Source organism: Ancylobacter dichloromethanicus, from assembly GCF_018390645.1.
Taxonomy (GTDB): Bacteria; Pseudomonadota; Alphaproteobacteria; order Rhizobiales; family Xanthobacteraceae; genus Ancylobacter; species Ancylobacter dichloromethanicus.
The window spans coordinates 504,649-528,669 of sequence record NZ_JAHBGC010000020.1 but is presented as its reverse complement, the minus strand read 5'-3'; the positions used below and the strand labels follow the sequence as shown (position 1 = coordinate 528,669).

Genomic DNA, 24,021 nt, shown 5'->3' with positions numbered 1-24,021 from the left:
GAGGGCGGATCGAAACCGCTACGACTTTGGGCATGGGCCGCAGCGAGACATCCCCCGTCTCCGATGCACAGTGCCGAAAGGCAGGCGTGGCCCCCCGCAAAGACGCGATCCGTTTCAGATCCGGTTCCTAGGTTCAGGGAGACCCCGCATGGACGCCAGCCAAAGCAACGCGCCAAAATCTGCCACGCTCACCATTGGCGATGAGAGCTGGGAGCTTCCGATACTGAACGGCACCATCGGGCCGGATGTGATCGACATCGCCAAGCTGTACGGCCAGACCGGCAAGTTCACCTACGATCCCGGCTTCACCTCGACCGCCTCCTGCGAAAGCCAGATCACCTATATCGACGGCGACGAGGGCGTCCTTCTCTACCGCGGCTACCCGATCGAACAGCTGGCCGAGCCCGGCGACTTCCTGGAAACCTGCTACCTGCTGCTTTATGGCGAGCTGCCGACCGCCGCCCAGAAGGCGGATTTCGACTACCGCGTGACGCGCCACACCATGGTGCACGAGCAGATGAGCCGGTTCTTCCACGGCTTCCGCCGCGACGCCCATCCGATGTCGGTACTGGTTGCTTCCGTCGGCGCGCTGTCGGCCTTCTACCACGACAGCACCGACATCTCCGATCCGCAACAGCGCATGATCGCCTCGATCCGGATGATCGCGAAGATCCCGACCCTGGCGGCGATGGCGTATAAATATTCGATCGGCCAGCCTTTCGTCTATCCGAAGAACGAACTCGACTACGCCTCGAACTTCCTGCGCATGTGCTTCTCGGTCCCCTGCGAGGAGTACAAGGTCAACCCGATCCTCTCGCGCGCCATCGACCGCATCTTCATCCTGCACGCCGACCACGAGCAGAACGCGTCGACCTCGACCGTGCGCCTCGCCGGCTCGTCCGGCGCCAATCCCTTCGCCTGCATCGCCGCCGGCATTGCCTGCCTGTGGGGGCCCGCCCATGGCGGCGCCAACGAGGCCGCGCTCAAGATGCTCGGCGAGATCGGCTCGGTTGACCGCATTCCCGAATTCATCAACCGCGCCAAGGACAAGAACGATCCGTTCCGCCTGATGGGCTTCGGCCACCGGGTCTACAAGAACTACGACCCGCGCGCCAAGATCATGCAGCGCACCTGCCATGAAGTGCTCGGCGAGCTCGGCATCAAGGACGACCCGCTGCTCGACATCGCGGTCGAGCTGGAGCGCATCGCCCTGCAGGACGAGTATTTCGTCGAGCGCAAGCTCTACCCGAACATCGACTTCTACTCCGGCATCACGCTGCGCGCGCTCGGCTTCCCCACTTCCATGTTCACCGTGCTGTTCGCTCTCGCGCGCACCGTAGGCTGGATAGGCCAGTGGAAGGAGATGATCGAGGATCCGAGCCAGCGCATCGGCCGTCCGCGCCAGCTCTACACCGGCGCTACCCAGCGCGACTACATCCCGATCGCCCGCCGCAAATAGGCGCGCCCGCCCGCCAGAGCAGAAAATCCCCGCCTCCGGCAAGGAGCGCGGGGATTTTCGTATCTGGCTCCCGGCGTTTCGCTCCGGCTCACATCGCTCGGCGTCGGGCCGCCAGCGTCTCCAGCACCACCCCTGCCGCGCGCCGGCTTGGGGGCGCGTCGCCCTCGCCCATCACCACGTCGAGCCGGGCGAAGGCGGCCAGTTGCGCCTGCCGCTCCGGCCCGCCCTCGATCAGCCGCGCCAGCTGCGCCGCCATCGCCAGCGGATCGATATGCCATTGCAGATATTCCGGCACAGCCGCCTCGCCGAGAACGAGATTGGGCAGGATGGCGGTCTTCACGCGGAGAACATAAGGCAGGATTCGCCCCTCCAGCCACGGCACCTTGTAGGCGGCCACGGTCGGAATACCGGCCAGCGCCAGTTCCAGCGTCACCGTGCCGGAGGCAGCAAGCGCAGCCCGCGCGACACGGAAGGCAGCGCGCTTCTCCTCGTCGCCGACCACGATACGCGGCTTCGCCGGCCATGAGGCGACGAGCTGCTCGACCTGCGCCAGCCGCCGCGGCAAGGTTGGCAGCACCACCTCCAGCTCCGGCGCGCGCTGCCGCAAACGCCCCAGCACCTCGCCGAAGGGCGCGCCCAGCCGGGCCAGTTCCGCCCGCCGGCTGCCCGGCAGCACCAGCAGCACCGGTGGCGACGCCTCGCGCCGGTCCGCTTCCTCCGCGTTTGGCCGCAGCCGGCCGAGTTCGCCCAGCAACGGGTGCCCGACATAGGTGGTGGGCGGTCCGCCCAGTTCATGCATCGCCTGCGGCTCGAACGGCAGCACCGCCAGCACCCGGTCGAAATCCGGCGTCATCGCTTTGGCCCGGCCCGGCCGCCACACCCACACGGTGGGGGCGACATATTTCACGATCGGCAGCGTCGGCAGCCGCGCCCGCACCCGGCGCGCGACGCGGTGGGTGAAATCGGGCGCATCCACCATCACCAGAATGTCCGGCGGCCGGGCGAGGATCGCCTCCGTTACCTGCCGCATGCGTCGCAGGATGCGCGGCAGGCCCCCGATCACCTGCGCGAAGCCCATCGCGGTGATGTCCTCCATGGGGAAGAGCTCGGCCAGCCCGTGTGCCTGCATGCGCGCACCGCCGACGCCGCGAAACCGCACCTCGCCGGCGTGGAGCGTCTTCAATTCCGCCATCAGGCCAGCGCCGAGCGAGTCGCCCGATTCCTCGCCGGCGACGATGAACACGTCGAGCGGCTCAAACCCGCCCGTCACGTCTCGACCCCCTCACGCGTGAAGCCTTCAATGAAGATCCCCGCCCGGTCGGCGGCCCGCACCAGTTCGCCGGCATCGGCGACGATGACGCCGCCGGCCTCGACGGCGATGCCCGCCAGCCCCGCCCGGGAAACGCCCTCCACCGTGCGCGCGCCGAGAGAGGGCAGGTCGAACCGCCGATCCTGCCCCGCCTTCGGCTGCTTCACAAGCACCCCGCAGCGGGCCGGTGCCTTGATCCGGCCGTTGGCCCGCAACTCGGCGACCCGGGCCAGCATGAGATCGGTGCCCTCCGCTGCCTCCACGGCGACGACATGGCCGTTCATCACCACCAGCCCCTGTCCGATATCGAGCGGCCCCATCACCGCCAGCGCCCTGCGCCCCTGCGCGATGTCATCCATCGCCCGACGCTCCGGCGCCACGGCGCCGAGCTGGCCGGCGGGAACCAGAATGTCCGGGGCGATCTCATGCGCGCCAACGAGGCGGAACCCCGCTTCCTCGAACAGCCGGCCAACCCCGGTCAGCAGGTGATCGTCGCCACCGCGCAGCATCGAAAAGGCGAGCGGCAGAAGCTTCAGCGTCGTCCAGTCGAAACGGATGTCGCGGATGCGCGGGCGCAGCACATTACCGATGAACACGACGTCGCGGCAGCCGAGGCGACGCATCTCACGCTTCAGGAAGCCGAAACGGCCGATCTGGATCCACACATGAGGCCACCCCTCGACGGAGGTGTCGGCAAAGCCGCGTACCGGAAACAGCACGACTTGGCGCCCGGCCCTGCGTGCCGCCTCGGCCACGGCGAGAGGAAAGGCCCCGCCGCCGCAAATGATGGCCAGCGGCGCATTCATCGGCCCGCCCTCCCCTTTGCCGGCAGAGCCTCAGGCGGCTTCCGGCTCGGCGACATGGTCGGCCGCGTCAGCGGGCACGGTGAGGCGGCGCTTGGCGCCATTGCGGATGAAATTGACGATGTGCATGACATTCGCATCATCGCCGAAATCCGCCGCCACGCGTGCGGCGCGCTCGCCCAGCGTGCCGCCGGAATAGAACAGCTCGCGATAGGCCGCACGCAGCGCGTGAATCTGCGGCCGGGTAAAGCCGCGCCGCTTCATGCCGATAATGTTCAGCCCGCCAAGCCCGCTGCGGCCATAGATCATGGCGCCGAACGGAATGAGGTCATGCTGCAGCCCGCACAGGCCCCCGACAATGGCGTTGTCGCCGATGCGCACGAACTGGTGGATCGCCGCCATGCCTCCCAGGAAGACGTTGCTTCCCACCGTCACGTGGCCCGCCAACGTGGCATTGTTGGCGAAAATCGCGTTGTCGCCGACGATGCAGTCATGCGCGACATGGCTGTTCACCATGAAGAAGCCGTTGTCACCGACCACCGTCTCCATATGGCCGCCCGCCGTTCCACCATTCATCGTGACATGCTCGCGAATGGTGCAATTGCGCCCGATCACCAGCCGCGACGGTTCGCCCTTATAGCCGAGCGACTGGGGCGCGAAGCCCAGCGACGCGAACGGGTAGACCGCGGCCCCCTCGCCAATGGTGGTGTGCCCACCGATGGCCACGTGGGAGACGAGCTTCACGCCCGCCCCCAGCACCACATCCGCACCCACGGTGCAGAACGGGCCGATCTCGACCCCCGCCCCCAGCACAGCGCCCTGCTCGACGCGCGACAGCGGATCGATCTTCACCTCAGAGCCGCTCATTTACGCTCACCGCGGGCGATCATCGCGCCGACTTCGGCCTCGGCGACGATCTGTCCGTCGACCTTCGCCTCACCACGAAACCACCACATGTTCCGCCGCTTCGTCATCTGCGTCATGTGATATTCGAGCACGTCACCCGGCAGCACCGGCTTGCGGAACTTGGCCTTGTCGATGGTCATGAAATAGACCAGCGAGGGCGCACCGTCCTCGGGCCGGTCGAGCAGGCAGATGGTGCCGGCGGTCTGCGCCATGCCTTCGAGGATGAGCACGCCGGGCATCACCGGGTTATCAGGGAAATGGCCCTGGAAATGCGGCTCGTTTGCCGACACGTTCTTGATGCCGACGGCTTTCTTGTCGCCCTCGATACCGATGATCTTGTCGACCATGAGAAACGGATAGCGGTGCGGCAGCGTCGCCAGTATGCGCTGAATGTCGGCGGCGCCCAGCGCCGTGGTTTCAACTGCGGCTTCCACCTGCACGTCCATTCCTCTACTGCCCCTGTTGTTCGCCGCGCCGGCCAGCGATCTCGCCGCGGCCGAGGCGCTGGACTGCCATCACCTCACGGAACCAGTCGCGCATCGGCTTGGCCGGCGAGCCGCCCCATTCAACGCCCGGCGGCACATCGTCCTTCACATTGCTGGTCGCGGCGATGCGCGCCCCGTCGCCGATGCGGACATGGCCGATCACACCGACCTGGCCGCCCAGCATCACGAAATCGCCCAAGGTCGCGCTGCCGGCAATGCCGGTCTGCGAGACGACGATGCAGTGACGCCCGATTACCACGTTGTGCGCAATCTGCACCAGATTGTCGATCTTGGTACCCTCACCGATCACCGTGTCGCGCAGGCCGCCACGGTCGATCGCGGTCGAGGCGCCGATCTCGACGTCGTCCTGCAGGATCACCCGCGCGATCTGCGGCACCTTGGCGTGGCCCTTCGCCCCGCCGACATAGCCGAATCCGTCCTGCCCGATCCGGGCCCCGGGATGCACGATCACGCGATCGCCGACCAGAGCGTGCTGCAGCGTCGCCCCGGCGCCGATGGCGCAGTTGCGGCCGATGCGCACCCCCGCCCCGATTACGGCGCCCGAGCCGATGACAGTGCCGCCGCCGATTTCCGCGCCCGGGCCGATGACGGCGCCGGGATCGACCGTCACCTCGGCCTCCAGCCGCGCCAGCGGATGCACCATCGCCCCGCTCGCGACGCCGGCCTGGCCGAACATCGAGGCCGGGCGCAGGCTGGCCTCGTAGAGCCGGCGCGCCACCGCAACGAAGGCCATGTGCGGCTTGCCCACGCGCAGCGCGACCGTGCCCTCCGGCACATGGGATGCGAAGCGTTCCGTGACGAAGCAGGCGCCGGCCCGCGTCTCGCGCAGCGCCGGCACGTTGCGGGCGCCGTCCACGAAAGTGAGATCGGTCGGGCCAGCCTCTTCAAGCGAGGCGACGCCGCTGATCGTGCGGACCGCGGCCGCCTCCCCGGGCACCGCCGCGCCCGCGAGCGCCGCGACCTCGCCGAGAGTGAGCGGCGCGGGCGCCGGATGGAAGAAGGGATCGTTCATCGCCGCCAGTCGACTGCCGTTCCGGTTCCCGAACGCACAAGCGGCCCGGATGACCGGACCGCTGTGCCGAACAATGCGGAGGAGCTTATCAGAAGCTGGTGCCGCCGCTGAAGCGGAACTCCTGCACCTCGTCGTACCATTCCTTGGTCAGCGCCCAGGCATAATCGAAGCGCAGCGGGCCGAAGGGCGACTGCCAGATCAGGCTGATACCGGCCGAGGAGCGGATCAGGTCGCTGTCGGCGACGCAGACATTGGCCAAACCCTGCGTCGACGAACTCCGAAGCGCGCTGCAGTCCACGAGGTTATCCTCCCAGCCATTGATGTTCCGGAAGGTCGTATTGCCCTGATAGTCCCACAGCGAACCGGCATCGGCGAAGACCGCGAACTTCAGACCGAAATCCTTGGGCAGGAAGGAAAGCGGGAACTGCAGCTCCGCCGTCGCACCCCAGAACATGGTGCCGCCGAGCGCGTCCATGTCCTCCCCGAACTGGCCGGAGGCCAGATCGCGCGGACCGATGCCGTTCGGGGCGAAGCCGCGAACGAGGTCGGGGCCCTTGAAGAAGTTGTCGGTGATGCGCAGGTCCTCATTGCCCCAGGAAGAGACATTACCCGCCTGGCCGCGGAACAGCATCACCGCGTCGCCGACAACCGGCATGTAGTAGCGCGCATCGAAGGTGGTGCGGATATAGTTGGTGTCGCCACCGAGGCCGGCGAAGTCCTGCTTCAGTTCCAGCAGATAGCCGTTGGACGGGTTCTTGTTGTTGTCCAGCATGTTGTAGGACAGCGTGTAGCCCACGGCCGAAGTGAGGATCGACTCATTGTTGATCTCGAGCAGTGCCCAGGACACGTCGTTGTAGACCTCGTCCTCGAAGCTGACCGAAATCTCCTTCTGCGACAGCATGTAGCGCAGGCCGAGCGTCAGCTCGTCGGTCAGCGGCAGGGCGACGCGCAGCGTTCCGCCAGCCGTCTCGGTGTCGTACTGGCTGTAACTGGTGGCGCTGGTGGTCTTCCAGAACAGGTCGAAACCTGCCGCCATCCGGTAATCGAGGAAATACGGCTCGGTGAAGCTGAAGTCGGCGCCCTGCACGTTCTCGCCGAGCTGGCCGGCAAGACGGACATACTGGCCGCGACCGAGGAAGTTCTTCTCCGAGATCGCCACTTCGCCGATGAAGCCGTCCGTCGTCGAGTAGCCGCCCGAGACCGAGAACTCGCCGGTCGGCTGATCCTCGACCGTCACCACCAGAATGATGCGGTCGGGCGCGGTGCCCGGCTCGTTGGTGATCTTCACATCCTTGAAGTAGCCGAGATTGCGCAGGCGGCGTTCGGCGCGGTCGACCAGCACGCGATTATAGGCATCGCCTTCGGCGAAATCGAACTCGCGCCGGATGACCCAGTCGCGGGTGCGGGTGTTGCCGCGAATCTCGATGCGCTCGACATAGACGCGCGGGCCCTCTTCCACCGCGAACACCAGCGAAATGGTGCGGGTCTCGACATTACGGTCGCCGCGCGGACGCACCTGGGCGAAGGCGTAACCCGCCTTGGACACCTCGATCGTGGCGTTCTCGACCGATTTCTCGACCAACTCGGCATTGTAAACCTGGCCGGGCGCGACACGCAGGGCCGCGCGCAGGTCGGCAATATCCACATCCTTGATGCCGGAGACGACATCAACCGTGCCGACGCGGTACTGCGGGCCTTCCTCGACCACATAGGTGAGAATGAAGCCGTCGCGCTGGCGGTCGAGATCCGCCGTCACCGAGATGATGCGGAAGTCGGCATAGCCGTGCTTCAGATAGAAGCGGCGCAGCAACTCCTGGTCGGTGTTGATGCGGTCGACGTCATAAATGTCGGTATTCTTGAGCCAGGAGAGCCAGTTGGTCTCCGTGGTGGTGATCTCGTCCTTCAGCTTGTAGGCCGAGAACGCCTTGTTGCCGACGAACTTGATCTCGGCGACGCCAAGCTTGTCGCCTTCGGTGATCTCGAACACCAGATCGACACGCCCCTGGCCGCGCTCGATGACCTTGGGCTCGACGCGCACGTCGTAGCGTCCGGCGCGGTGATAGACGTCGATAATGCGCTGCGTGTCCGCCTGCACCGTCGTCTTGGAAAGCGGGCTGCGCGCCTTGGACTGCACTTCGAGCGCCAGCTGGTCGTCCTTGACCTTCTTGTTGCCCTCGAACGCCACCCGGTTGATCACCTGATTCTCGACGACCGACACGACCATACGGCCACCGCGGTGGCTGATCGTGACATCGGAGAACAGGCCCGTGGCGTAGAGCGACTTCAGCGCCTCGTCGATCTTGGCCGGCGTCAGCGACTGGCCCGGAGCGGTCTGGAAGTACGAACGGATGGTATCGGCATCGACGCGCTGATTTCCCTCGACGACGATCGAACTTGCCGACTGTGCCATGGCCGCCCCGGGCGCCATGACGGCTCCGGAGACGCCGCCGACGGCCACCAGCAGGGCGACGCCGACCACCGAGGCCAATCTACTCAAGAACCGGGAACCAGCCATTTGGTGCGCAACCTTACCGTTGTTCTGGGAGACGACCGGTTGCGCGCCCGAAGGTGCGCACCCGATGACACTCCTCACCCTGCACTCCGTTTGATACAGACTTTTCCAGAGCCTGCAAACGGGACCTGCCGCTTTCCATGCCTTTTCCGGACGGCGTGGCGCCTCGGCAACGCCGCCCCGAATGTGGCTCAAGATTTTGATATATTGAGAATATCGTTCCACGTCGCGAACAGCATCAGCATCAGTACCAGCGCAAGTCCGATGCGGAAACCCATCTCCTGCGCCCGCTCGCTGAGCGGCCGGCCGCGCAGCGCCTCGATGGCGTAGAAAAGCAGATGTCCACCGTCGAGAAGCGGTACCGGAAAGAGGTTAAGAAGTCCGATCGAGACCGAGAGAACCGCCGCAAGCTGCAGCAGAGCGGCCATTCCGAAGGTCGCCACCTGGCCCGAAACCTGAGCGATCCGGATCGGCCCGCCAAGCTGATCGGCCCGCTCGCGCCCGGTCACCACGCCGCCGAGATAGCTGAAGGTGCGGTCGACGATGAACCACACTTCCTGGGTCGCCATGGTCACGGCCTGAACCGGGCCGAATCGCTCCGTGCGCACCTGCCCTCCCCCGGTATCGCGGGAAATGCCGAGCACGCCGATGCGGTGAACATTGCCGAAGGTGTCGGTCACCTCGCGCAGATCCGGCGTCGCTTCCAGGGTGAGCCGCTGATCGCCGCGCTCGACCTCAACCGCGAGCTGCTCCCCGGCATTGGCGCTGACGATGCGCTGCATGTCGCCGAAGGAATCGATCGGCGTGCCGTTGATCGCCAGAATCACGTCGTTCGGCTGGAAGCCGGCGCGCTCGGCGGCGCTGCCGGCCTGCACGGCGTCGACCTGAGGCGTCGTCACCTGCCGACCCACCGTCATGAACAGGCCGGCGAAGATGACGATCGCCAGGATGAAATTGGCAATCGGCCCGGCGGCGACGATGGCCGCCCGCGCACCCACCGGCTTGTGGAAGAAGCTCTCGCGGCGGTCCGCCTCGCTCATGTGCCCAAGCGCGTCGCGATCCGGGGCGCTGGCCGCGTTCTCGTCGCCGAGGAACTTGACGTAGCCGCCAAGCGGAATCGCCGACAGCTTCCAGCGCGTGCCGTGCCGGTCGTTGAAGCCGACGATCTCCGGGCCAAAGCCGATCGAGAACGCCACCACCTTCACCCCGGCCCGCCGCGCGACCCAGAAATGGCCAAGCTCGTGGAAGAACACGACGATCGTCAGCACGAACAGAAACGGCACGACATAGCCGAGCAGCCAGCTCGCATTGCCGCCCATAGAGGCAAGAAGTTCCATCAGCGATTTCCCAGACGGGCGCCCCGCGCGGCACACCTCGTGTTGCATAGGGCGCCTTTAAGGCGAACTTGAGCAAGCGGCGCGCCGATGCTCAAAATTCGCGGCGCCCGGCGAATCGGTCGCGGCCGTGCCGCGGCGGCGCCGCTCACCACAGCAGCATGCCCTGAGCGGGGGCGCCGGGGGCTCGAATCAACCCGATCAGCAGCACCAGCGCGGCCGCCGCGACGAAGCCGTCGAGGCGATCCATCAGCCCGCCATGGCCGGGAATGAGCTGGCTGGAATCCTTCGTCCCGAAGTGTCGCTTCATCGCCGATTCGAACAGGTCGCCGCCCTGGCTGGCGAGGCTGGCGAGCAACGCCATCGGCGCCGCCAGCAGCGCCGATTCGACCCCGGCCAGATATAATGTCGCCATGCCGGCCAACATGCCGAAGAAGGTGCCGCCGAGGGTCCCGGCCCAGGTCTTGTTGGGGCTGACCCGCGGCCACAGCTTGGGCCCGCCCACAAGGCGGCCGCAGAAATAGGCGGCGATGTCGGTCGACCAGACCACGGCGAACAGCCAGACGAGGCTGACAAGCCCGAAGGCGGCGTCCTCGCGCAGGACGATGGCGGGCAACGCCAGCGCGCCGGCATAGACCACCCCGAAGGGCGCCCATGTGCGCCGCTCCGGATTCGAGCGCGCGACGAGCGCCGCGGTAATGGCGCCGAGCACCACCATCCCGATGGCGACAGGAGGGGGCCGGATGGCGAGCAGCAGAATCGCCACGACCAGCGTCGCCGCCCCGATGACAAGGAGCGGCGTACGTGGCTTCGCCCCGATCATGCGGAGCCATTCCCACAGAATGACAATGGATGCCACGGCCACCAGCGCGCTGAAACCCCAGCCGCCATACACCGCCACCAGCACGACGAACGGCCCCAGCACCAGCGCCGAACCCAATCGCGGCAGAAAATCCTCACCAATCCGCACGGCTCAGCTTTCGCCCGCTTCGACACCGCCGAAGCGGCGCTCGCGCCGTCCGTATTCGCCGAGCGCGCGTTCGAGCCAGCTACGATCGAAATCCGGCCAGAACACCGGCAGGAACACCAGCTCCGCGTACGCCGCCTGCCAGAGCAGGAAATTGGACAACCGCTGCTCGCCGCTGGTGCGGATCATCAGATCGAGCGGGGGCAGCCCCGCCGTGTCGAGCGCCTCGGCGAAACGCGCGGGGGTGATGTCCTCGGCCCGAAGCTCGCCGGCCGCCACCTGCCGGGCCAGCGCCTGCGCCGCGCGCGCCATCTCGTTGCGGGCGCCGTAATTGAACGCGACGGTAAGGGTGACGCCGGTATTGGCGCGGGTCAGGGCCTGCGCCTCGTCGAGCAGGCCCTGCACCTCGGGATCGGTTGGGTGGCCCTCGCCGATGATCCTCAAGCGCACATTCTTGGCGTGAAGGTCCTTGAGGTCGGAGCGAATGAAGCGCTTCAGCAGCCCCATCAGCTCGCCGATCTCCTGCTTCGGGCGCGACCAGTTCTCGCTGGAGAAGCTGTAGAGCGTCAACGCCTCGATGCCGAGATCCCTGGCGTCGGCGACGACGCGACGCACCGCCTCGGCACCGCGCCGATGCCCCTCGAATCGCGGCAGGCCATGGCTCTTCGCCCAGCGCCCATTGCCATCCATGATGATGGCGACGTGGCGCGGCATCGGCAAAGGCGGGGTCGCCTCTCCCATACCGGCCTCGATGGCGGCCGCGGATGCCTCACCACGCCTTGCAATGTTCACGGTGCCCCCCCTGGCGCCGGCCGACTAGACCGCGAGGATTTCCTTTTCCTTCGCAGACAGAACCTGGTCAATCTCGGCGATGAGCTGGTCCGTCGCCTTCTGAACCTGATCGGCGAGACGGTCCAGATCGTCAGAACTCATCTCCCCGTCTTTCTCGGCCTTCTTGATCGTGTCGAGCCCGTCGCGGCGCACATGGCGCACGGAAACCCGCGCGGCCTCGGCATATTTGTGGGCGACCTTGACCAGTTCCTGGCGACGGTCCTGTGTCAGCTCGGGGATGCGCACGCGCAGAACCTGGCCTTCGGTCTGCGGGTTGAGCCCGAGATTGGAGTCGCGAATAGCCTTTTCCACCGCCGCCACCATGCCGCGGTCCCACACCTGCACCGACAGCAGCCGCGGCTCCGGCACGTTGACCGAAGCGACCTGGTTGAGCGGCATGTGGCTGCCATAGGCATCCACCTGAATCGGTTCGAGAAGGCTGGCCGAAGCACGGCCGGTGCGCAGGCCCGAAAGCTCGGTCTTCAGAACGTTAACGGCGCCCTGCATGCGACGCTTAAGATCGGAAATGTCAATCGGACCAGTGCTCATCACGAACCTCATTCATCAAAAGCCGGCGCGAGGCCGACGGGCGCCGGTCGCGGCTTATCCAACCTAACGGCGCCCATGGCAAGCTCTACACCGTCGGCGCGCCCTCCGCACGCGGCACCGACCGGGCTCAGGGAGCGACCGTGGTCGAGCGCCCCTCGCCGCGAATGGCCGCCGCGATGGCGCCCGGCTCGCGGATCGAGAACACCACGATCGGCAGCTTGGCCTCGCGCGCCAGCGCGAAGGCAGCAGCGTCCATTACCTTCAGGTCCTTGGCCAGCGCCTCGTCATGGGTCAGGCGTTCGTAGCGCCGGGCCGACGGGTCGTGCTTGGGGTCGGCCGTGTACACGCCGTCCACATTCGTCGCCTTCATCACCGCGTCGCATTCCAGCTCCGCCGCGCGCAGCACGGCGCCAGTGTCGGTGGTGAAATAGGGATTGCCGGTGCCGCCGGCGAGCAGCACGATCCGCCCGCGCGACAGATGGCGCGAAGCGGTCTGCCGGGCATAGGGCTCGCAAATGGTCGGCATCGGGATGGCGGAGAGCGTGCGGGCCGGAACGCCGGCCTTCTCGACCGCCTTCTCCAGCGCCAGCGCGTTCATGACCGTCGCCAGCATGCCCATGTGATCGGCGGTGGCGCGGTCGAGCCCCTGCCCCGCGACGCTGGCGCCGCGCAGGATATTGCCGCCGCCGACGACCACGGCGATTTCCGCTCCCGCCCCGCGCGCCTCCACCAGATCTTCGGCGATGTGCTCGATGGTCGGCCAGTGCAGGCCGAACGCCTCGTTCCCCATCAGCGCCTCTCCGGACACCTTCACCAGGACGCGCCCGTAAATGGGTCCGTGCGGTTCCGGTATCGACATGGGGCACCTCCGGCTTGGCGCGACTCGCGAATGGCGCGCACAGTAAAACACGCCGGACTGCCCGTGGGCGGCCCGGCGTGACTTTTCAACTCAACAACGCTCAGACGCCGGCAGCGGCGGCGACTTCGGCGGCGAAGTCGCTCTCCTGCTTCTCGACGCCCTCGCCGAGGCCGAAGCGGACGAAGGCGACGATCTTGACCGGCGCGCCGACCTTGCCCTCGCTCTCCTTCACCGCCTGCGCGACCGTCTTGGACGGATCGTGGATGAAGGCCTGCTCGACCAGCGTGACTTCCTTGTAGAAGGTCTTCAGGCCACTCTCGACGATCTTCTCCACCACGTTGTCGGGCTTGCCGGAGGCCTTGGCCTTCTCGGCGAGCACGCCCTTCTCGCGGGCGACCACGTCGTCGGCGATGCCGGCGGCGTCGAGCGCCTGCGGGTTGGCCGCGGCGACATGCATCGCGATCTGGCGGCCCAGCGCGGCAAGTTCATCCGCATTGCCGGTCGATTCAAGCGCGACCAGCACGCCGATCTTGCCGAGCCCCTCGCCCACCGAACCGTGGACATAGGAGCCGATGACGCCGGCCGAAACCTCAAGCTTCTTCGAACGACGCAAGTTCATGTGCTCGCCGATGGTGGCGACGGCGGTGTTGATGGCGTCGGCAACCGTGGCCCCGGCCGGATAGGCGGCCGCCTTGACCGCCTCGACGTCGTCGGCGGCGCCGAGCGCGACGTTGGCGATGTCACGCACCAGCTGCTGGAACTGCTCGTTGCGCGCCACGAAGTCGGTTTCGGAGTTCACCTCGACGACAACGCCCGTGGTGCCCGACACGGCGAGGCCGATCAGACCCTCGGCAGCCACGCGCCCGGCCTTCTTGGCGGCCTTGGCGAGACCCTTCTTGCGCAGCCAGTCGATGGCGGCCTCGATGTCGCCATCGACCTCGGTCAGCGCGGCCTTGCAGTCCATCATGCCGGCGCCGGTCTTCTCGCGCAGCTCCTTCACCATGCCCGCGGTGATGTTGGCCATGTTCCGTTCCTCAACGATCTCTGTGTCAATCGACAACACGGCCGGCCGGAGGGAATCCGGGCCGGCCGTGCGATACAATGCTTGGCGCCGGAATGTGACGCCTTCGCGAAGCTGGCGCCGTGGTCACTCGACCTCGGCGGTCAGCTCCTTGGCCTGTGCCACCCAGCCATCAACGCGACCCGGCAGGCCGACCTCTTCACCGAGGCGGTGAGCGTCGTCCGCATTCAGGGCGGCGATCTGCCAGAAATGGAAGATGCCGAGATCGGTCAGCTGCTTCTCGATGGCGGGAGAAACGCCGGCCAGCTTCGTCAGGTCGTCGGCAATGCCGCGCGGACCGGACAGAGCCTCCAGGCTCGTCCAGGTGGACTCGGCCGGCAGGTCCTCAACCAGCGGGGCCTCGGCGGCACCGACGTCGATGCCCAGATCACCGTGCGAGCGGCCGATGCCGTCGATGGCGGCGCGGGCGACGAGGTCGCAATACAGGTTGATCGCGCGGCCGGCGTCGTCATTGCCGGGAACCGGGAAGGCGATGCCGTCCGGGTCGCAATTGGTGTCGAGGATGGCCGCAACCGGGATACCGAGACGGCGGGCCTCGGCGACCGCGAGGTCTTCCTTGTTGGTGTCGATGACGAACAGCAGGTCCGGAATGCCGCCCATGTCACGGATACCGCCAAGCGCGCGATCGAGCTTTTCCTTCTCGCGCTGGAGCGTCAGGCGCTCCTTCTTGGTGTAGCCGACGCCCTCGCCGGCCGCGAGCAGCTCTTCGAGCTTCTTGAGGCGGGCGATGGAGTGGGAAATGGTCTTCCAATTGGTCAGCATGCCGCCGAGCCAGCGGGAATTGACATAGTACTGGGCCGAACGCTTGGCCGCATCGGCCACGGCATCGGCCGCCTGACGCTTGGTGCCGACGAACAGCACGCGGCCGCCACGGGCCACGGTGTCGGACACCGCCTGCAGCGCGCGATGCAGCGCCGGCACGGTCTGGGCCAGGTCGATGATATGGATGTTGTTGCGGGTACCGAAGATGAACGGGGCCATCTTCGGGTTCCAGCGGTGGGACTGATGCCCGAAGTGCACGCCAGCTTCCAGGAGCTGGCGCATGGAGTAGTCAGGGAGCGCCATTGTCGTTTCTCGTCCGGTTGGGCCTCCGCGGACATGGCCGTGCCGAGGAATTCGGCTTACGGCACCGGAGCGGCACTGAAGTCCACCCATCAGGTCATGACGAGGGGCTTCCGGCCGCGAGTCCGCGTGCGGAATGGCGCGGCTTATACGGGACAGGGCCGGCAGTGACAAGCCCGGCTTCCCGTGCTTGCCAGCAGTCCGGCGCCGGAGCGCTTACCTGAGAGCCAGACAGGCCTTGGCCAGCCCCGTCGCCAGCCCGCCAGGCACGGCCGAAGGATGGTCGGAAAGACGACCCACCATGTCGCGATAGAGCCGCCCGGCGACGGCCGCCCGGCCGAAGCCGGCGGCCGGCAGATCAAGGGTATGATGGCGCAGGCCGGGTGACAGGAAAGCGTCGATCTCCGACGCCATCTCCGGCGTCACCGCGAACCACTCGCCACCGAGTTGCGCCTTCATACGAGCGGTGCATCCGCGCCAGTCGGCGAGCAGGGCCTCGTACGCCACCAGCGCGCGCACGGTCCCGCGCGTCGCGCGCTCGGCATCCAGCGTGTAGCGCAGCCAGGTCTCCAACGCGCGCTCCACCGAAAGCCGGTCTCGTGTCGCGATCGACTGCGCCACCTCCAGCGGATTGCGAAGGGTGAGCACCGAGACGACTTCGTAGCCGGCCTGCTGCAGCGCTTCCCGGTAGAGCGGCACCAGGCGGCTGATGCGCGGATCCTTGAGAACGACCGTGGAAGCATCGCCGAATTCGCTGTCGAGCGTCGCGCGCAACCTATCCCACAGGCCATTCGCCCGCGTCACCGCTGCAGGGTCAACCCTCATCCGGCCTCGCGAAAACCACGCATGGCCGCACGCCGCGAGAATCTCGTCATTGAGGCGGACGATCGGCTCGGACTCCCAATGACCACGCTCATTGCTGGCGCTTGCTGCGAGCAGCGTCTGCGGTGCGGCTGCTCCAAGGAGATTTATCGTGCGGGTCAGCGCCGACGTCCCGCTGCGGTGCATACCCAACACAAGAATGGCGCGACGCGCCCGACTGCCTTCAAATACCACTGATCTCGTCGCCTTTCACTGACAATCGACGGCAAGAGAAACCGTTTTGCGTCGATATCAAGCGAAAACGAACTTAATGGTTCCATGATACTACATAAAAAACATTTGGAAATGAACCGGCAACACCTTGAAACCTATCGGACACATTCGGCAATTCTACGCCATCTCGACCATCTCGACGCCGGGAACCGCCTTCAGGGCACCGGCAATCTGCGGCGACAGGCTGAAACGCCCCGGCAGCTTAACCTCGACCTCGGTGTCACCGCGCTCGCCGAGCAGCAGCACCAGCGAGACCTCGCCGTCGCCGCGCCCGCCGCCGAGCGAGCCCAGCCGCGCGGCAACGCTGTCCAGCGGCTGCGGCGAGCGCAGGAACACGCGCATGCCCTTCTGCATCTTCGAGGCCGCCTGGTCGAGCGGCTCGGCCGTCTGGATACGGGCGCGCACATCCTCGCCCTGCAATTCCGCCGAAACCTGCAGCAGCAGCGCCTTTCCCGGCTCCAGCAACTCCCGGTACTGCGCCAGCGTCTCGGAGAACAGCACCGCCTCGAACTGGCCCGACGGGTCGGACAGTCCGACAATGCCCATCTTGTTGCCGGTCTTGGTGCGGCGCTCCTGCCGGCTCACCACGGTGGCGGCGAGGCGGCCGGCGATGGAGCCGGCGCGTACCGAACGGGTGAAGTCGGTCCAGCGCTGCACGCGCAGGCGGTCGAGCGCCTTGCCGTAATCGTCCAGCGGATGGCCGGTGAGGAAGAAGCCGATGGCGTCGTATTCGCGCTGCAGTTTTTCCGCCGGCAGCCACGGCGCCGCATTGGGGATCGGCAGTTCCGCCGCCACCGAGGGCCCGCCAAACATGTTTCCCTGCCCCGAGGCGGCCTCCGCCCCCACCGAAGCGGCATGGGCGAGAATGGCGTCGATCGCCGCCGACGCCCGCGCGCGGTTCTTCTCCAGCGCGTCAAAGGCACCGGCGTTGACCAGGCTCTCCATGGTGCGCTTGTTCAGCGCCTTGGCGTTGATGCGCGAGGCGAAATCGGCAAGGCTGGCGAAGGGCCGCTCGCCGCGCGCCTCGACGATCGCCTCCACCGCATGGACGCCGACCCCTTTGATGGCGGCGAGCGCGTAGAGGATGCGCCCGTCCCTGACCGCGAATTCGCGGCCCGACAGGTTCACCGAAGGCGGCACCACCTCTATGCCCAGGCGCTGCGATTCCTGGCGGAATTCCGCCAGCTTGTCGGTATTGCCCATGTCGAGTGTCATGGAGGCTGCCATGAACTCAGTGGCATAGTTCGCCTTCATGTAGGCGGTCTGGTACGAGACCAGCGCATAGGCTGCCGCGTGGCTCTTGTTGAAGCCGTAATCGGCGAATTTGGCGAGCAGGTCGAATATCTCCGAGGCCTTGGCTTTCGGCACCCCGCGCTCCACCGCACCGTCGACGAAGCGCTCGCGCTGCTTGTCCATCTCGGCACGAATCTTCTTGCCCATGGCGCGGCGCAGCAGGTCGGCTTCGCCCAGCGAATAGCCCGACAGCGTCTGGGCGATCTGCATCACCTGTTCCTGGTAGATGATGACGCCATACGTCTCCTTCAGGCTGGCTTCCAGCGCCGGGTGGGCGTAGGCGGCCTTCTCCTGCCCGTTCTTCACCGCGCAATAGACCGGGATGTTGGCCATAGGCCCGGGACGGTACAGCGCGACTAGCGCGATGATGTCCTCCAGCCGGTCCGGCTTCATGTCGACCAGCGCGCGCCGCATGCCCGCGCTTTCCACCTGGAACACGCCCACCGTCTCGCCGCGGGTCAGCATGTCGTAGGTCTTCTTGTCGTCCAGCGGGATGGTCGACAGGTCGAGCGCGATGCCGCGCTGGGCGACCAGGCGCACCGCCGTCTGCAGCACGGTCAGCGTCTTGAGGCCGAGGAAGTCGAACTTCACCAGCCCGGCCTGCTCGACCCATTTCATGTTGTACTGGGTGACCGGCATGTCCGAGCGCGGGTCTCGGTAGAGCGGCACCAGCCGGGCGAGCGGCCGGTCACCGATCACGATGCCGGCGGCGTGGGTGGAGGCGTGGCGGTTGAGCCCCTCCAGCCGGGTGGCGATGTCGAAGGCGCGCTTCACCACCGGGTTGGCGTCGCTCTCGCCCTGCAGGCGCGGCTCGTCATTGATGGCCTGCTTCAGCGTTACCGGGTTGGCCGGATTCTGCGGCACCAGCTTGCACAGCTTGTCGACCTGGCCATAAGGCATTTCCAGCACCCGGCCGACGTCGCGCAGCACGCCGCGCGCCTGCAGCGTACCGAAGGTGATGATCTGCGCCACCTGATCGCGCCCGTAGCGCTGCTGCACGTAGCGGATCACCTCGTCGCGCCGCTCCTGGCAGAAGTCGATGTCGAAGTCGGGCATCGACACGCGCTCGGGATTGAGGAAGCGTTCGAACAGCAGACCGAAGCGCAGCGGGTCGAGATCGGTGATGGTCAGCGAGAAGGCGACCAGTGAGCCGGCGCCGGAACCACGCCCCGGCCCCACCGGAATGCCCTGCGCCTTCGCCCATTTGATGAAGTCGGCAACGATCAGGAAGTAGCCGGGGAACTTCATCTTCTCGATGATGCCGAGTTCGAAGGCGAGCCGGTCCTCATAGTCCGTGACGGTCAGCCCTTCCCTCGGACCATGGACGGCGAGGCGGTGGCGCAGCCCCTCCTCCGCCTGCAGGCGGAGTTCCTCCGCCTCGTCGCGGTCGAGCGTGAAGCGCGGCAGGATCGGCTTGACCGTGCGCGGGCGATAGGCGCAGCGCCGGGCGATTTCGACCGTGTTCGCAAGGGCTTCCGGAAGATCGGCGAACAGGGCCGCCATCTCCGCCCGGGTACGGAAACGATGGTCCGGCGTGAGCTGGCGACGATCCGCCTCGGCGACGAGCCGGCCCTCCGCGATGCAGATGAGCGCGTCATGCGCCTCGTAATCTTCCTGCGTGCCAAAGAACGGTTCATTGGTCGCCACCAGCGGCAGTTCCAGCCGGTAGGCCAGTTCGATCAGGCCCGGCTCGACGCGCCGCTCCTCGGCGACGCCATGGCGCTGGATCTCGACATAGAGACGGTCGCCGAAAAGCGCGCGCAGCTGGCTCAGCCTCTGCTCGGCATGGTCGGCGCTGCCGGCCGCCAGCGCTCGGTCGATGGGACCGTTGGGGCCGCCAGTGAGGGCGATGAGGCCGGTGTGGCTTCCTTCCAGCCAGTCGGCCTTGATATGCGGCGCGCCGTCGGAGGCGGTGTCGAGAAAGGAGCGGGAGACCAGCTCCATCAGGTTCTTCCAGCCCTCCTCGCTGGCCGCGAGCAGAACGATGCGCGGGCGCTCCATGCCGGCCGGGCCGCGCGGCGCCGGGCCGGGGAAATCCACCGCCAGCGCGCAGCCGAGGATCGGCTGGATGCCGGCGCCGGCCATCTTCTCGGAAAATTCCAGCGCGCCGAACAGATTGCCGGTGTCGGTGAGCGCGATGGCGGGCTGGCGGTCCTTCTTGGCGAGATCGGCGAGCTTGCCGATGCCGAGGGCGCCCTCCAGCAGCGAGAAGGAGGAATGGACGTGCAGATGAACGAACCCGACATCGGCCTGTGCCATTACTGTTCCTTTCGCGACTCGGAGATATCGATGGTGGGCAACTGGCGGGCTGGCGTCCACCCATGAGGCGGGTTGCTCCCCGCTGTCCTCAGGCCGGGCTGCCCCCGGACCCGAGCCCCGGAGGCGTCAGACGCCGGTGATGACGCCGGCCCACAGGCCAATCATGGCGACGAACAGCGCGATCGATGCGAGAGCGGCGGCTTCCTGAACGAGAACACGGATCATGTCGACCTCCTGAGAACATAGGAAGAACATGACTCCCGTAATCCCCACAATCAATCCTTGTTCTTCTTTCGTTCCAGTTCATGGTTGACGAATCGAAAACGACCCGGTTCCGCGCTCGGGTCGGGGGCACCGCGGTCGCCGATCCCTCGTCAGACGAGTTCGACGACCTGCCCCTCCTGCAACGTCACGCGGCGGTGCATGCGGGAGGCGAGTTCGAGATTGTGGGTGGCGATCACCGCCGCCAGCCCCGTCGCCTCCACTAGCTGCGACAGCGCATGAAACACGTGGTCGGCGGTGTGCGGGTCGAGATTGCCGGTCGGCTCGTCCGCCAGCAGCACGCGCGGCGCATTGGCCACCGCACGGGCGATGGCGACACGCTGCTGCTCGCCGCCGGAGAGTTCGCCGGGACGGTGTTCAAGGCGCTTGGCCAGGCCGAGATAGCCGAGCAGTTCCTTCGCCCGCGTCGCCGCCTCGCGGCGCGACAGGCCGCGGATCATCTGCGGCAGCATGACGTTCTCCTGCGCCGAGAACTCCGGCAGCAGGTGGTGGAACTGGTAGACGAAACCGACATCGACCCGGCGGATACGGGTGCGCTCGGCATCCGGCAGGCCGGCCGTCGCGTTGCCGCCGATGAACACCTCGCCGGCGTCCTGGTGCTCCAGCAGCCCGGCAATGTGCAGAAGGGTCGACTTGCCGGTGCCGGAGGGAGCGACCAGCGCCACCGACTGTCCTTCCATCACCGCGAAATCCGCGCCGCGCAGGATCTCCAGCCTGCCCTCGCCTTGCACGTAGCGGCGCTCGATGCCTTCGAGGCGAAGAGCGGCCCGCGGGGACGTCGTCGGCATGGCTCGCGTTCCTATTCGTAGCGCAGCGCTTCCACCGGATCGAGGCGCGCGGCGCGCCAGGACGGGTAGAGCGGGGCGAGAAGGGACAGGACGAGCGCCATGAGCACGACGGTCGCGGTCTCGCCGACGCTCAGTTCGGCCGGCAGCCGGCTGAGGTAATAGAGCTCGGGCGAAAACAGCTCGGTCGCGGTGATCCAGGAGATGAACTGGCGGATTTCCTCGACATTGAGGCACACGACAAGGCCCAGCAGGAAGCCGGCCAGCGTGCCGACCACGCCAATGGCGGCGCCGGTGACGAGGAAGATGCGCATGATCGCCCCGCTCGTGGCCCCCATGGTGCGAAGGATGCCGATGTCGCGGCCCTTGTCCTTCACCAGCATGTTGAGGCCGGAGACGATGTTGAACGCCGCCACCACGACGATCAGCGTCAGGATCAGGAACATCACGTTCCGCTCGACCTGCAGCGCGTTGAAGAAGGTGGCGTTTCGCTGGCGCCAGTCGACGATATAGATCGGCCGTTCCGCCGCCGCCTGCACCAATGGACGGTAACGCTCCACATCGTCGGGATTGTCGACATAGACCTCGATGGCGGTGACGTCGCCATCCTTGTTGAAATAGGCCTGGCTTTCCGCCAGCGGCATGAAGACGAAGGCGCTGTCATATTCCGACATGCCGATCTCGAACACCGCCGCGATCTTGTAGACCTTTATGCGCGGCGTCGTGCCCATCGGCGTCACCGCCCCGCGCGGCGCGACGAGCGTGAGATTGTCGCCGGCCTGCAGCGAGAGCTGGTCGGCGAGGCGCTTGCCGATGGCCACCCCCGAGCCCTCGTCGAAGCCGTCCAGTGTACCGGTACGGATATTGGAGCCGATGGCCGGCAGCGCCCGCAAGCTGGCCTCCGAAAGGCCCCGCACCAGCACGCCGCCCGCATTGAAGGCCGACGAGGCCAGCGCCTGCCCTTCCACCAGCGGCACCGCCAGCTTGATGCCCGGCACGCCGGCGATGCGCTTGGCGACCGCGTCGTAATCGGTCAGCGGCCCGTCGATCGGCTGCACCAGCATGTGGCCGTTAAGCCCGAGAATCTTCGACAGCAATTCGGTGCGGAAACCGTTCATCACCGCCATGACGATGATCAGCGTCGCCACGCCGAGCATGATGCCGAGAAAGGAGAAGCCGGCGATGACCGAGATGAAGCCTTCCTTGCGGCGGGCCCTGAGATAGCGCAGCGACAGCATCCATTCGAAGGCGCTGAACGGCTTCGAGCCGGTCGGCTCGCCGCCGGGCTGTGCCTTCGCCGGCTCCCTCTTCGCTGCCTTGGTCCGACGCGCTTCGCTCTGGGCCGCCATGCCTGCTCCGCCTTTCGCCCGGCCGCGATGGCCGCGCGCGTCCAGGATCAACCGATGATCCGCTCCAGCGCCGCCTCGACGGAAAGCGTCTCGCGCGAACCGTCCGACCGCCGCTTCAACTCCACCGTACCGCCCGCCAGCCCCTTGGGACCGACGATGATCTGCCAGGGCAGGCCGATCAGGTCCGCCGTGGCGAACTTCGAGCCGGGCCGCTCCTGTGTATCGTCGTACAGTACGTCGACGCCGCGCGCGACCAGACCGGCATAGATGGCCTCGCAGGCCTCGTCCGTCGCGGCATCGCCGACCTTGAGGTTCAGCAGGCCGACCCGGAACGGCGCGATCGCCTCCGGCCAGATGATGCCGTTCTCGTCATGCGACGCCTCGATGATGGCGGCGACCAGACGCGAGGGACCAATGCCGTAGGAGCCCATATGGACGGGCGTCTCCGTCCCGTCGGGACCGGTCACCCTGGCGCCCATCGGCTCGGAATATTTGGTGCCGAAATAGAAGATGTGACCGACCTCGATGCCGCGCGCAGAGAGGCGCTCGCCCTCGGGAACCGCTGCGAACGCGGCCTCGTCATGCTTCTCTTCCGTGGCCGCATAAAGGCTGGTCCAGCGGTTCACGATCTCTTGCAGCGCGGCCGGGTCCTGGAAGTCGACGTCGACATCGGGCGTTGCCATCTCGAGATAGTCGGAATGGCAGAACACCTGACTCTCGCCGGTGGAGGCGAGGATGATGAATTCATGGCTGTGATTGCCGCCGATGGGACCGGTGTCGGCCACCATCGGGATCGCCTTCAGCCCGAGCCGGGCGAACGTTCTGAGATAGGCGACGAACATGCGGTTATAGGCGATGACCGCGTTCTCGAAATCGAGGTCGATCGAATAGGCGTCCTTCATCAGGAATTCGCGCGAGCGCATGACGCCGAAGCGCGGGCGCACCTCGTCGCGGAACTTCCACTGGATGTGGTAGAGGTTCAGTGGCAGGTCCTTGTAGGACTTCACATAGGCGCGGACGATCTCGGTGAGCATCTCCTCATTGGTTGGCCCGAAGAGCATGTCGCGTTCGTGCCGGTCCTTGATGCGGAGCATCTCCTTGCCATAGTCGTCATAGCGCCCGCTCTCGCGCCAAAGATCCGCCGACTGGATGGTCGGCATCATGATCTCGATGGCGCCGGAACGGTTCTGCTCCTCGCGGATGACGTTGCAGATCTTGTCCAGCACCCGCTTGCCCAGCGGCAGCCACGCATAGATGCCGGCGCCCTCCTGGCGCACCATGCCGGCGCGCAGCATGAGGCGATGGGAGACGATTTCCGCTTCCTTCGGAACTTCGCGGAGGATGGGAAGGAAGTAGCGGGACAGGCGCATCAGCGGAAACTCACGATTCGGCCGGGATCGGCAGCGCGGCGGCGATGGCGGAGTGAAACCGGATCGTCCGGCAAAACACAAGCCCCACGGCCGAGGCTGGGCATGGAAGCACCGCGCACTGCCTGAGTTTCGAGCGTTGCCACGACTACACGCCCATTTCTGTTGCAATGCACCATGGTTCTATTGCGACGCAAGGATGACAAGATCGTCTTTTCTGCTCTATGGTGCCGGCCTCTAGAAAGAGGTCCGCTGATCGCTTCGACAGAGCGTGATGATCGGTCCAGGTCTCGGGAGGAATGACGGCTAAGAAAGCCCCCTGGCAGACGCCGAAACGGCGCGGAATCAGGTGCGGGCGGCCAAACAGGAAGGCGGGACCTCGGTCCCGCCTCTTTTTTTGC

19 protein-coding genes are annotated in these 24,021 nt (G+C 66.5%); 1 reads left to right on the top strand and 18 read right to left on the bottom strand.

The annotated features are described in order from the left end of the window. The first annotated feature begins 148 nt into the window (after positions 1–148). A complete protein-coding gene (gltA, locus tag KHC23_RS11185) occupies positions 149–1,459 on the top strand; it encodes a citrate synthase (RefSeq protein ID WP_213372461.1) in 1,311 nt (436 codons plus the stop codon). An 88-nt stretch (positions 1,460–1,547) separates the two neighbouring features. Here gltA and lpxB read toward each other — a convergent pair whose 3' ends face one another. The 18 genes from lpxB to proS form a co-directional block, all read right to left on the bottom strand. Beyond that, positions 1,548–2,729: a lipid-A-disaccharide synthase gene (gene lpxB, locus KHC23_RS11180; protein WP_213372459.1), complete on the bottom strand. Its 1,182-nt coding sequence runs from the start codon at positions 2,727–2,729 to the stop codon at positions 1,548–1,550. Beyond that, the gene (locus KHC23_RS11175; protein WP_213372457.1) at positions 2,726–3,574 is read right to left on the bottom strand and encodes an LpxI family protein; all 849 of its coding nucleotides are present in this window, start codon (positions 3,572–3,574) and stop codon (positions 2,726–2,728) included. The genes lpxB and KHC23_RS11175 overlap by 4 nt, the downstream gene beginning before the upstream one ends. A gap of 30 nt (positions 3,575–3,604) precedes the next feature. Further along, positions 3,605–4,438, bottom strand: coding sequence for an acyl-ACP--UDP-N-acetylglucosamine O-acyltransferase (lpxA, locus tag KHC23_RS11170; protein WP_213372455.1), 834 nt, complete (start codon positions 4,436–4,438; stop codon positions 3,605–3,607). Further along, positions 4,435–4,923 carry a 3-hydroxyacyl-ACP dehydratase FabZ gene (gene fabZ, locus KHC23_RS11165; protein WP_213372453.1) on the bottom strand — a complete coding sequence of 163 codons (489 nt, stop codon included), beginning with the start codon at positions 4,921–4,923 and terminating at the stop codon, positions 4,435–4,437. The genes lpxA and fabZ overlap by 4 nt, the downstream gene beginning before the upstream one ends. A 4-nt stretch (positions 4,924–4,927) precedes the next feature. Further along, positions 4,928–5,995 (bottom strand): UDP-3-O-(3-hydroxymyristoyl)glucosamine N-acyltransferase, encoded by a 1,068-nt coding sequence (gene lpxD / locus KHC23_RS11160; RefSeq protein WP_213372451.1) that lies wholly within the window; start codon positions 5,993–5,995, stop codon positions 4,928–4,930. An 88-nt stretch (positions 5,996–6,083) separates the two neighbouring features. After that, positions 6,084–8,510, bottom strand: a complete 2,427-nt coding sequence (gene bamA / locus KHC23_RS11155; RefSeq protein WP_213372449.1) for an outer membrane protein assembly factor BamA — start codon at positions 8,508–8,510, stop codon at positions 6,084–6,086. A 188-nt stretch (positions 8,511–8,698) separates the two neighbouring features. Continuing rightward, positions 8,699–9,844: an RIP metalloprotease RseP gene (rseP, locus tag KHC23_RS11150; protein WP_213372447.1), complete on the bottom strand. Its 1,146-nt coding sequence runs from the start codon at positions 9,842–9,844 to the stop codon at positions 8,699–8,701. A gap of 145 nt (positions 9,845–9,989) precedes the next feature. Then, positions 9,990–10,781, bottom strand: coding sequence for a phosphatidate cytidylyltransferase (locus KHC23_RS11145; RefSeq protein WP_246544507.1), 792 nt, complete (start codon positions 10,779–10,781; stop codon positions 9,990–9,992). A 33-nt stretch (positions 10,782–10,814) separates the two neighbouring features. Beyond that, positions 10,815–11,549 (bottom strand): isoprenyl transferase, encoded by a 735-nt coding sequence (locus tag KHC23_RS11140; RefSeq protein ID WP_246544506.1) that lies wholly within the window; start codon positions 11,547–11,549, stop codon positions 10,815–10,817. Between the two features lie 75 nt (positions 11,550–11,624). Continuing rightward, entirely contained in the window at positions 11,625–12,188 is a 564-nt protein-coding gene (gene frr, locus KHC23_RS11135; RefSeq protein WP_213373216.1) for a ribosome recycling factor, read from the bottom strand. A 127-nt stretch (positions 12,189–12,315) separates the two neighbouring features. After that, positions 12,316–13,047 (bottom strand): UMP kinase, encoded by a 732-nt coding sequence (pyrH, locus tag KHC23_RS11130; RefSeq protein WP_213372443.1) that lies wholly within the window; start codon positions 13,045–13,047, stop codon positions 12,316–12,318. Between the two features lie 100 nt (positions 13,048–13,147). Next, entirely contained in the window at positions 13,148–14,071 is a 924-nt protein-coding gene (tsf, locus tag KHC23_RS11125) for a translation elongation factor Ts (RefSeq protein ID WP_213372441.1), read from the bottom strand. A 123-nt stretch (positions 14,072–14,194) separates the two neighbouring features. Further along, positions 14,195–15,193, bottom strand: coding sequence for a 30S ribosomal protein S2 (locus KHC23_RS11120; protein ID WP_213372438.1), 999 nt, complete (start codon positions 15,191–15,193; stop codon positions 14,195–14,197). A 213-nt stretch (positions 15,194–15,406) separates the two neighbouring features. Beyond that, positions 15,407–16,246 carry a sulfotransferase family protein gene (locus KHC23_RS11115; RefSeq protein ID WP_271188616.1) on the bottom strand — a complete coding sequence of 280 codons (840 nt, stop codon included), beginning with the start codon at positions 16,244–16,246 and terminating at the stop codon, positions 15,407–15,409. Between the two features lie 156 nt (positions 16,247–16,402). Continuing rightward, the gene (dnaE, locus tag KHC23_RS11110; protein ID WP_213372436.1) at positions 16,403–19,837 is read right to left on the bottom strand and encodes a DNA polymerase III subunit alpha; all 3,435 of its coding nucleotides are present in this window, start codon (positions 19,835–19,837) and stop codon (positions 16,403–16,405) included. A gap of 374 nt (positions 19,838–20,211) precedes the next feature. Further along, positions 20,212–20,907, bottom strand: coding sequence for an ABC transporter ATP-binding protein (locus KHC23_RS11105; protein WP_213372434.1), 696 nt, complete (start codon positions 20,905–20,907; stop codon positions 20,212–20,214). Between the two features lie 11 nt (positions 20,908–20,918). Further along, the gene (locus KHC23_RS11100) at positions 20,919–22,142 is read right to left on the bottom strand and encodes a lipoprotein-releasing ABC transporter permease subunit (protein ID WP_213373214.1); all 1,224 of its coding nucleotides are present in this window, start codon (positions 22,140–22,142) and stop codon (positions 20,919–20,921) included. A gap of 158 nt (positions 22,143–22,300) precedes the next feature. Further along, complete coding sequence (proS, locus tag KHC23_RS11095) at positions 22,301–23,623, bottom strand: proline--tRNA ligase (protein WP_213372432.1); 1,323 nt, start codon at positions 23,621–23,623, stop codon at positions 22,301–22,303. Positions 23,624–24,021 lie beyond the last annotated feature (398 nt).

Excerpts from the sequence above, each read along its gene's own strand:
- gltA (WP_213372461.1), top strand. The coding sequence starts at position 149 with ATGGACGCCAGCCAAAGCAACGCGCCAAAATCTGCCACGCTCACCATT.
- KHC23_RS11175 (WP_213372457.1), bottom strand. The coding sequence starts at position 3,574 with ATGAATGCGCCGCTGGCCATCATTTGCGGCGGCGGGGCCTTTCCTCTC.
- lpxA (WP_213372455.1), bottom strand. The coding sequence starts at position 4,438 with ATGAGCGGCTCTGAGGTGAAGATCGATCCGCTGTCGCGCGTCGAGCAG.
- fabZ (WP_213372453.1), bottom strand. The coding sequence starts at position 4,923 with ATGGACGTGCAGGTGGAAGCCGCAGTTGAAACCACGGCGCTGGGCGCC.
- lpxD (WP_213372451.1), bottom strand. The coding sequence starts at position 5,995 with ATGAACGATCCCTTCTTCCATCCGGCGCCCGCGCCGCTCACTCTCGGC.
- bamA (WP_213372449.1), bottom strand. The coding sequence starts at position 8,510 with ATGGCTGGTTCCCGGTTCTTGAGTAGATTGGCCTCGGTGGTCGGCGTC.
- rseP (WP_213372447.1), bottom strand. The coding sequence starts at position 9,844 with ATGGAACTTCTTGCCTCTATGGGCGGCAATGCGAGCTGGCTGCTCGGC.
- KHC23_RS11140 (WP_246544506.1), bottom strand. The coding sequence starts at position 11,549 with ATGGGAGAGGCGACCCCGCCTTTGCCGATGCCGCGCCACGTCGCCATC.
- frr (WP_213373216.1), bottom strand. The coding sequence starts at position 12,188 with ATGAGCACTGGTCCGATTGACATTTCCGATCTTAAGCGTCGCATGCAG.
- pyrH (WP_213372443.1), bottom strand. The coding sequence starts at position 13,047 with ATGTCGATACCGGAACCGCACGGACCCATTTACGGGCGCGTCCTGGTG.
- tsf (WP_213372441.1), bottom strand. The coding sequence starts at position 14,071 with ATGGCCAACATCACCGCGGGCATGGTGAAGGAGCTGCGCGAGAAGACC.
- KHC23_RS11120 (WP_213372438.1), bottom strand. The coding sequence starts at position 15,193 with ATGGCGCTCCCTGACTACTCCATGCGCCAGCTCCTGGAAGCTGGCGTG.
- dnaE (WP_213372436.1), bottom strand. The coding sequence starts at position 19,837 with ATGGCACAGGCCGATGTCGGGTTCGTTCATCTGCACGTCCATTCCTCC.
- KHC23_RS11105 (WP_213372434.1), bottom strand. The coding sequence starts at position 20,907 with ATGCCGACGACGTCCCCGCGGGCCGCTCTTCGCCTCGAAGGCATCGAG.
- KHC23_RS11100 (WP_213373214.1), bottom strand. The coding sequence starts at position 22,142 with ATGCTGTCGCTGCGCTATCTCAGGGCCCGCCGCAAGGAAGGCTTCATC.
- proS (WP_213372432.1), bottom strand. The coding sequence starts at position 23,623 with ATGCGCCTGTCCCGCTACTTCCTTCCCATCCTCCGCGAAGTTCCGAAG.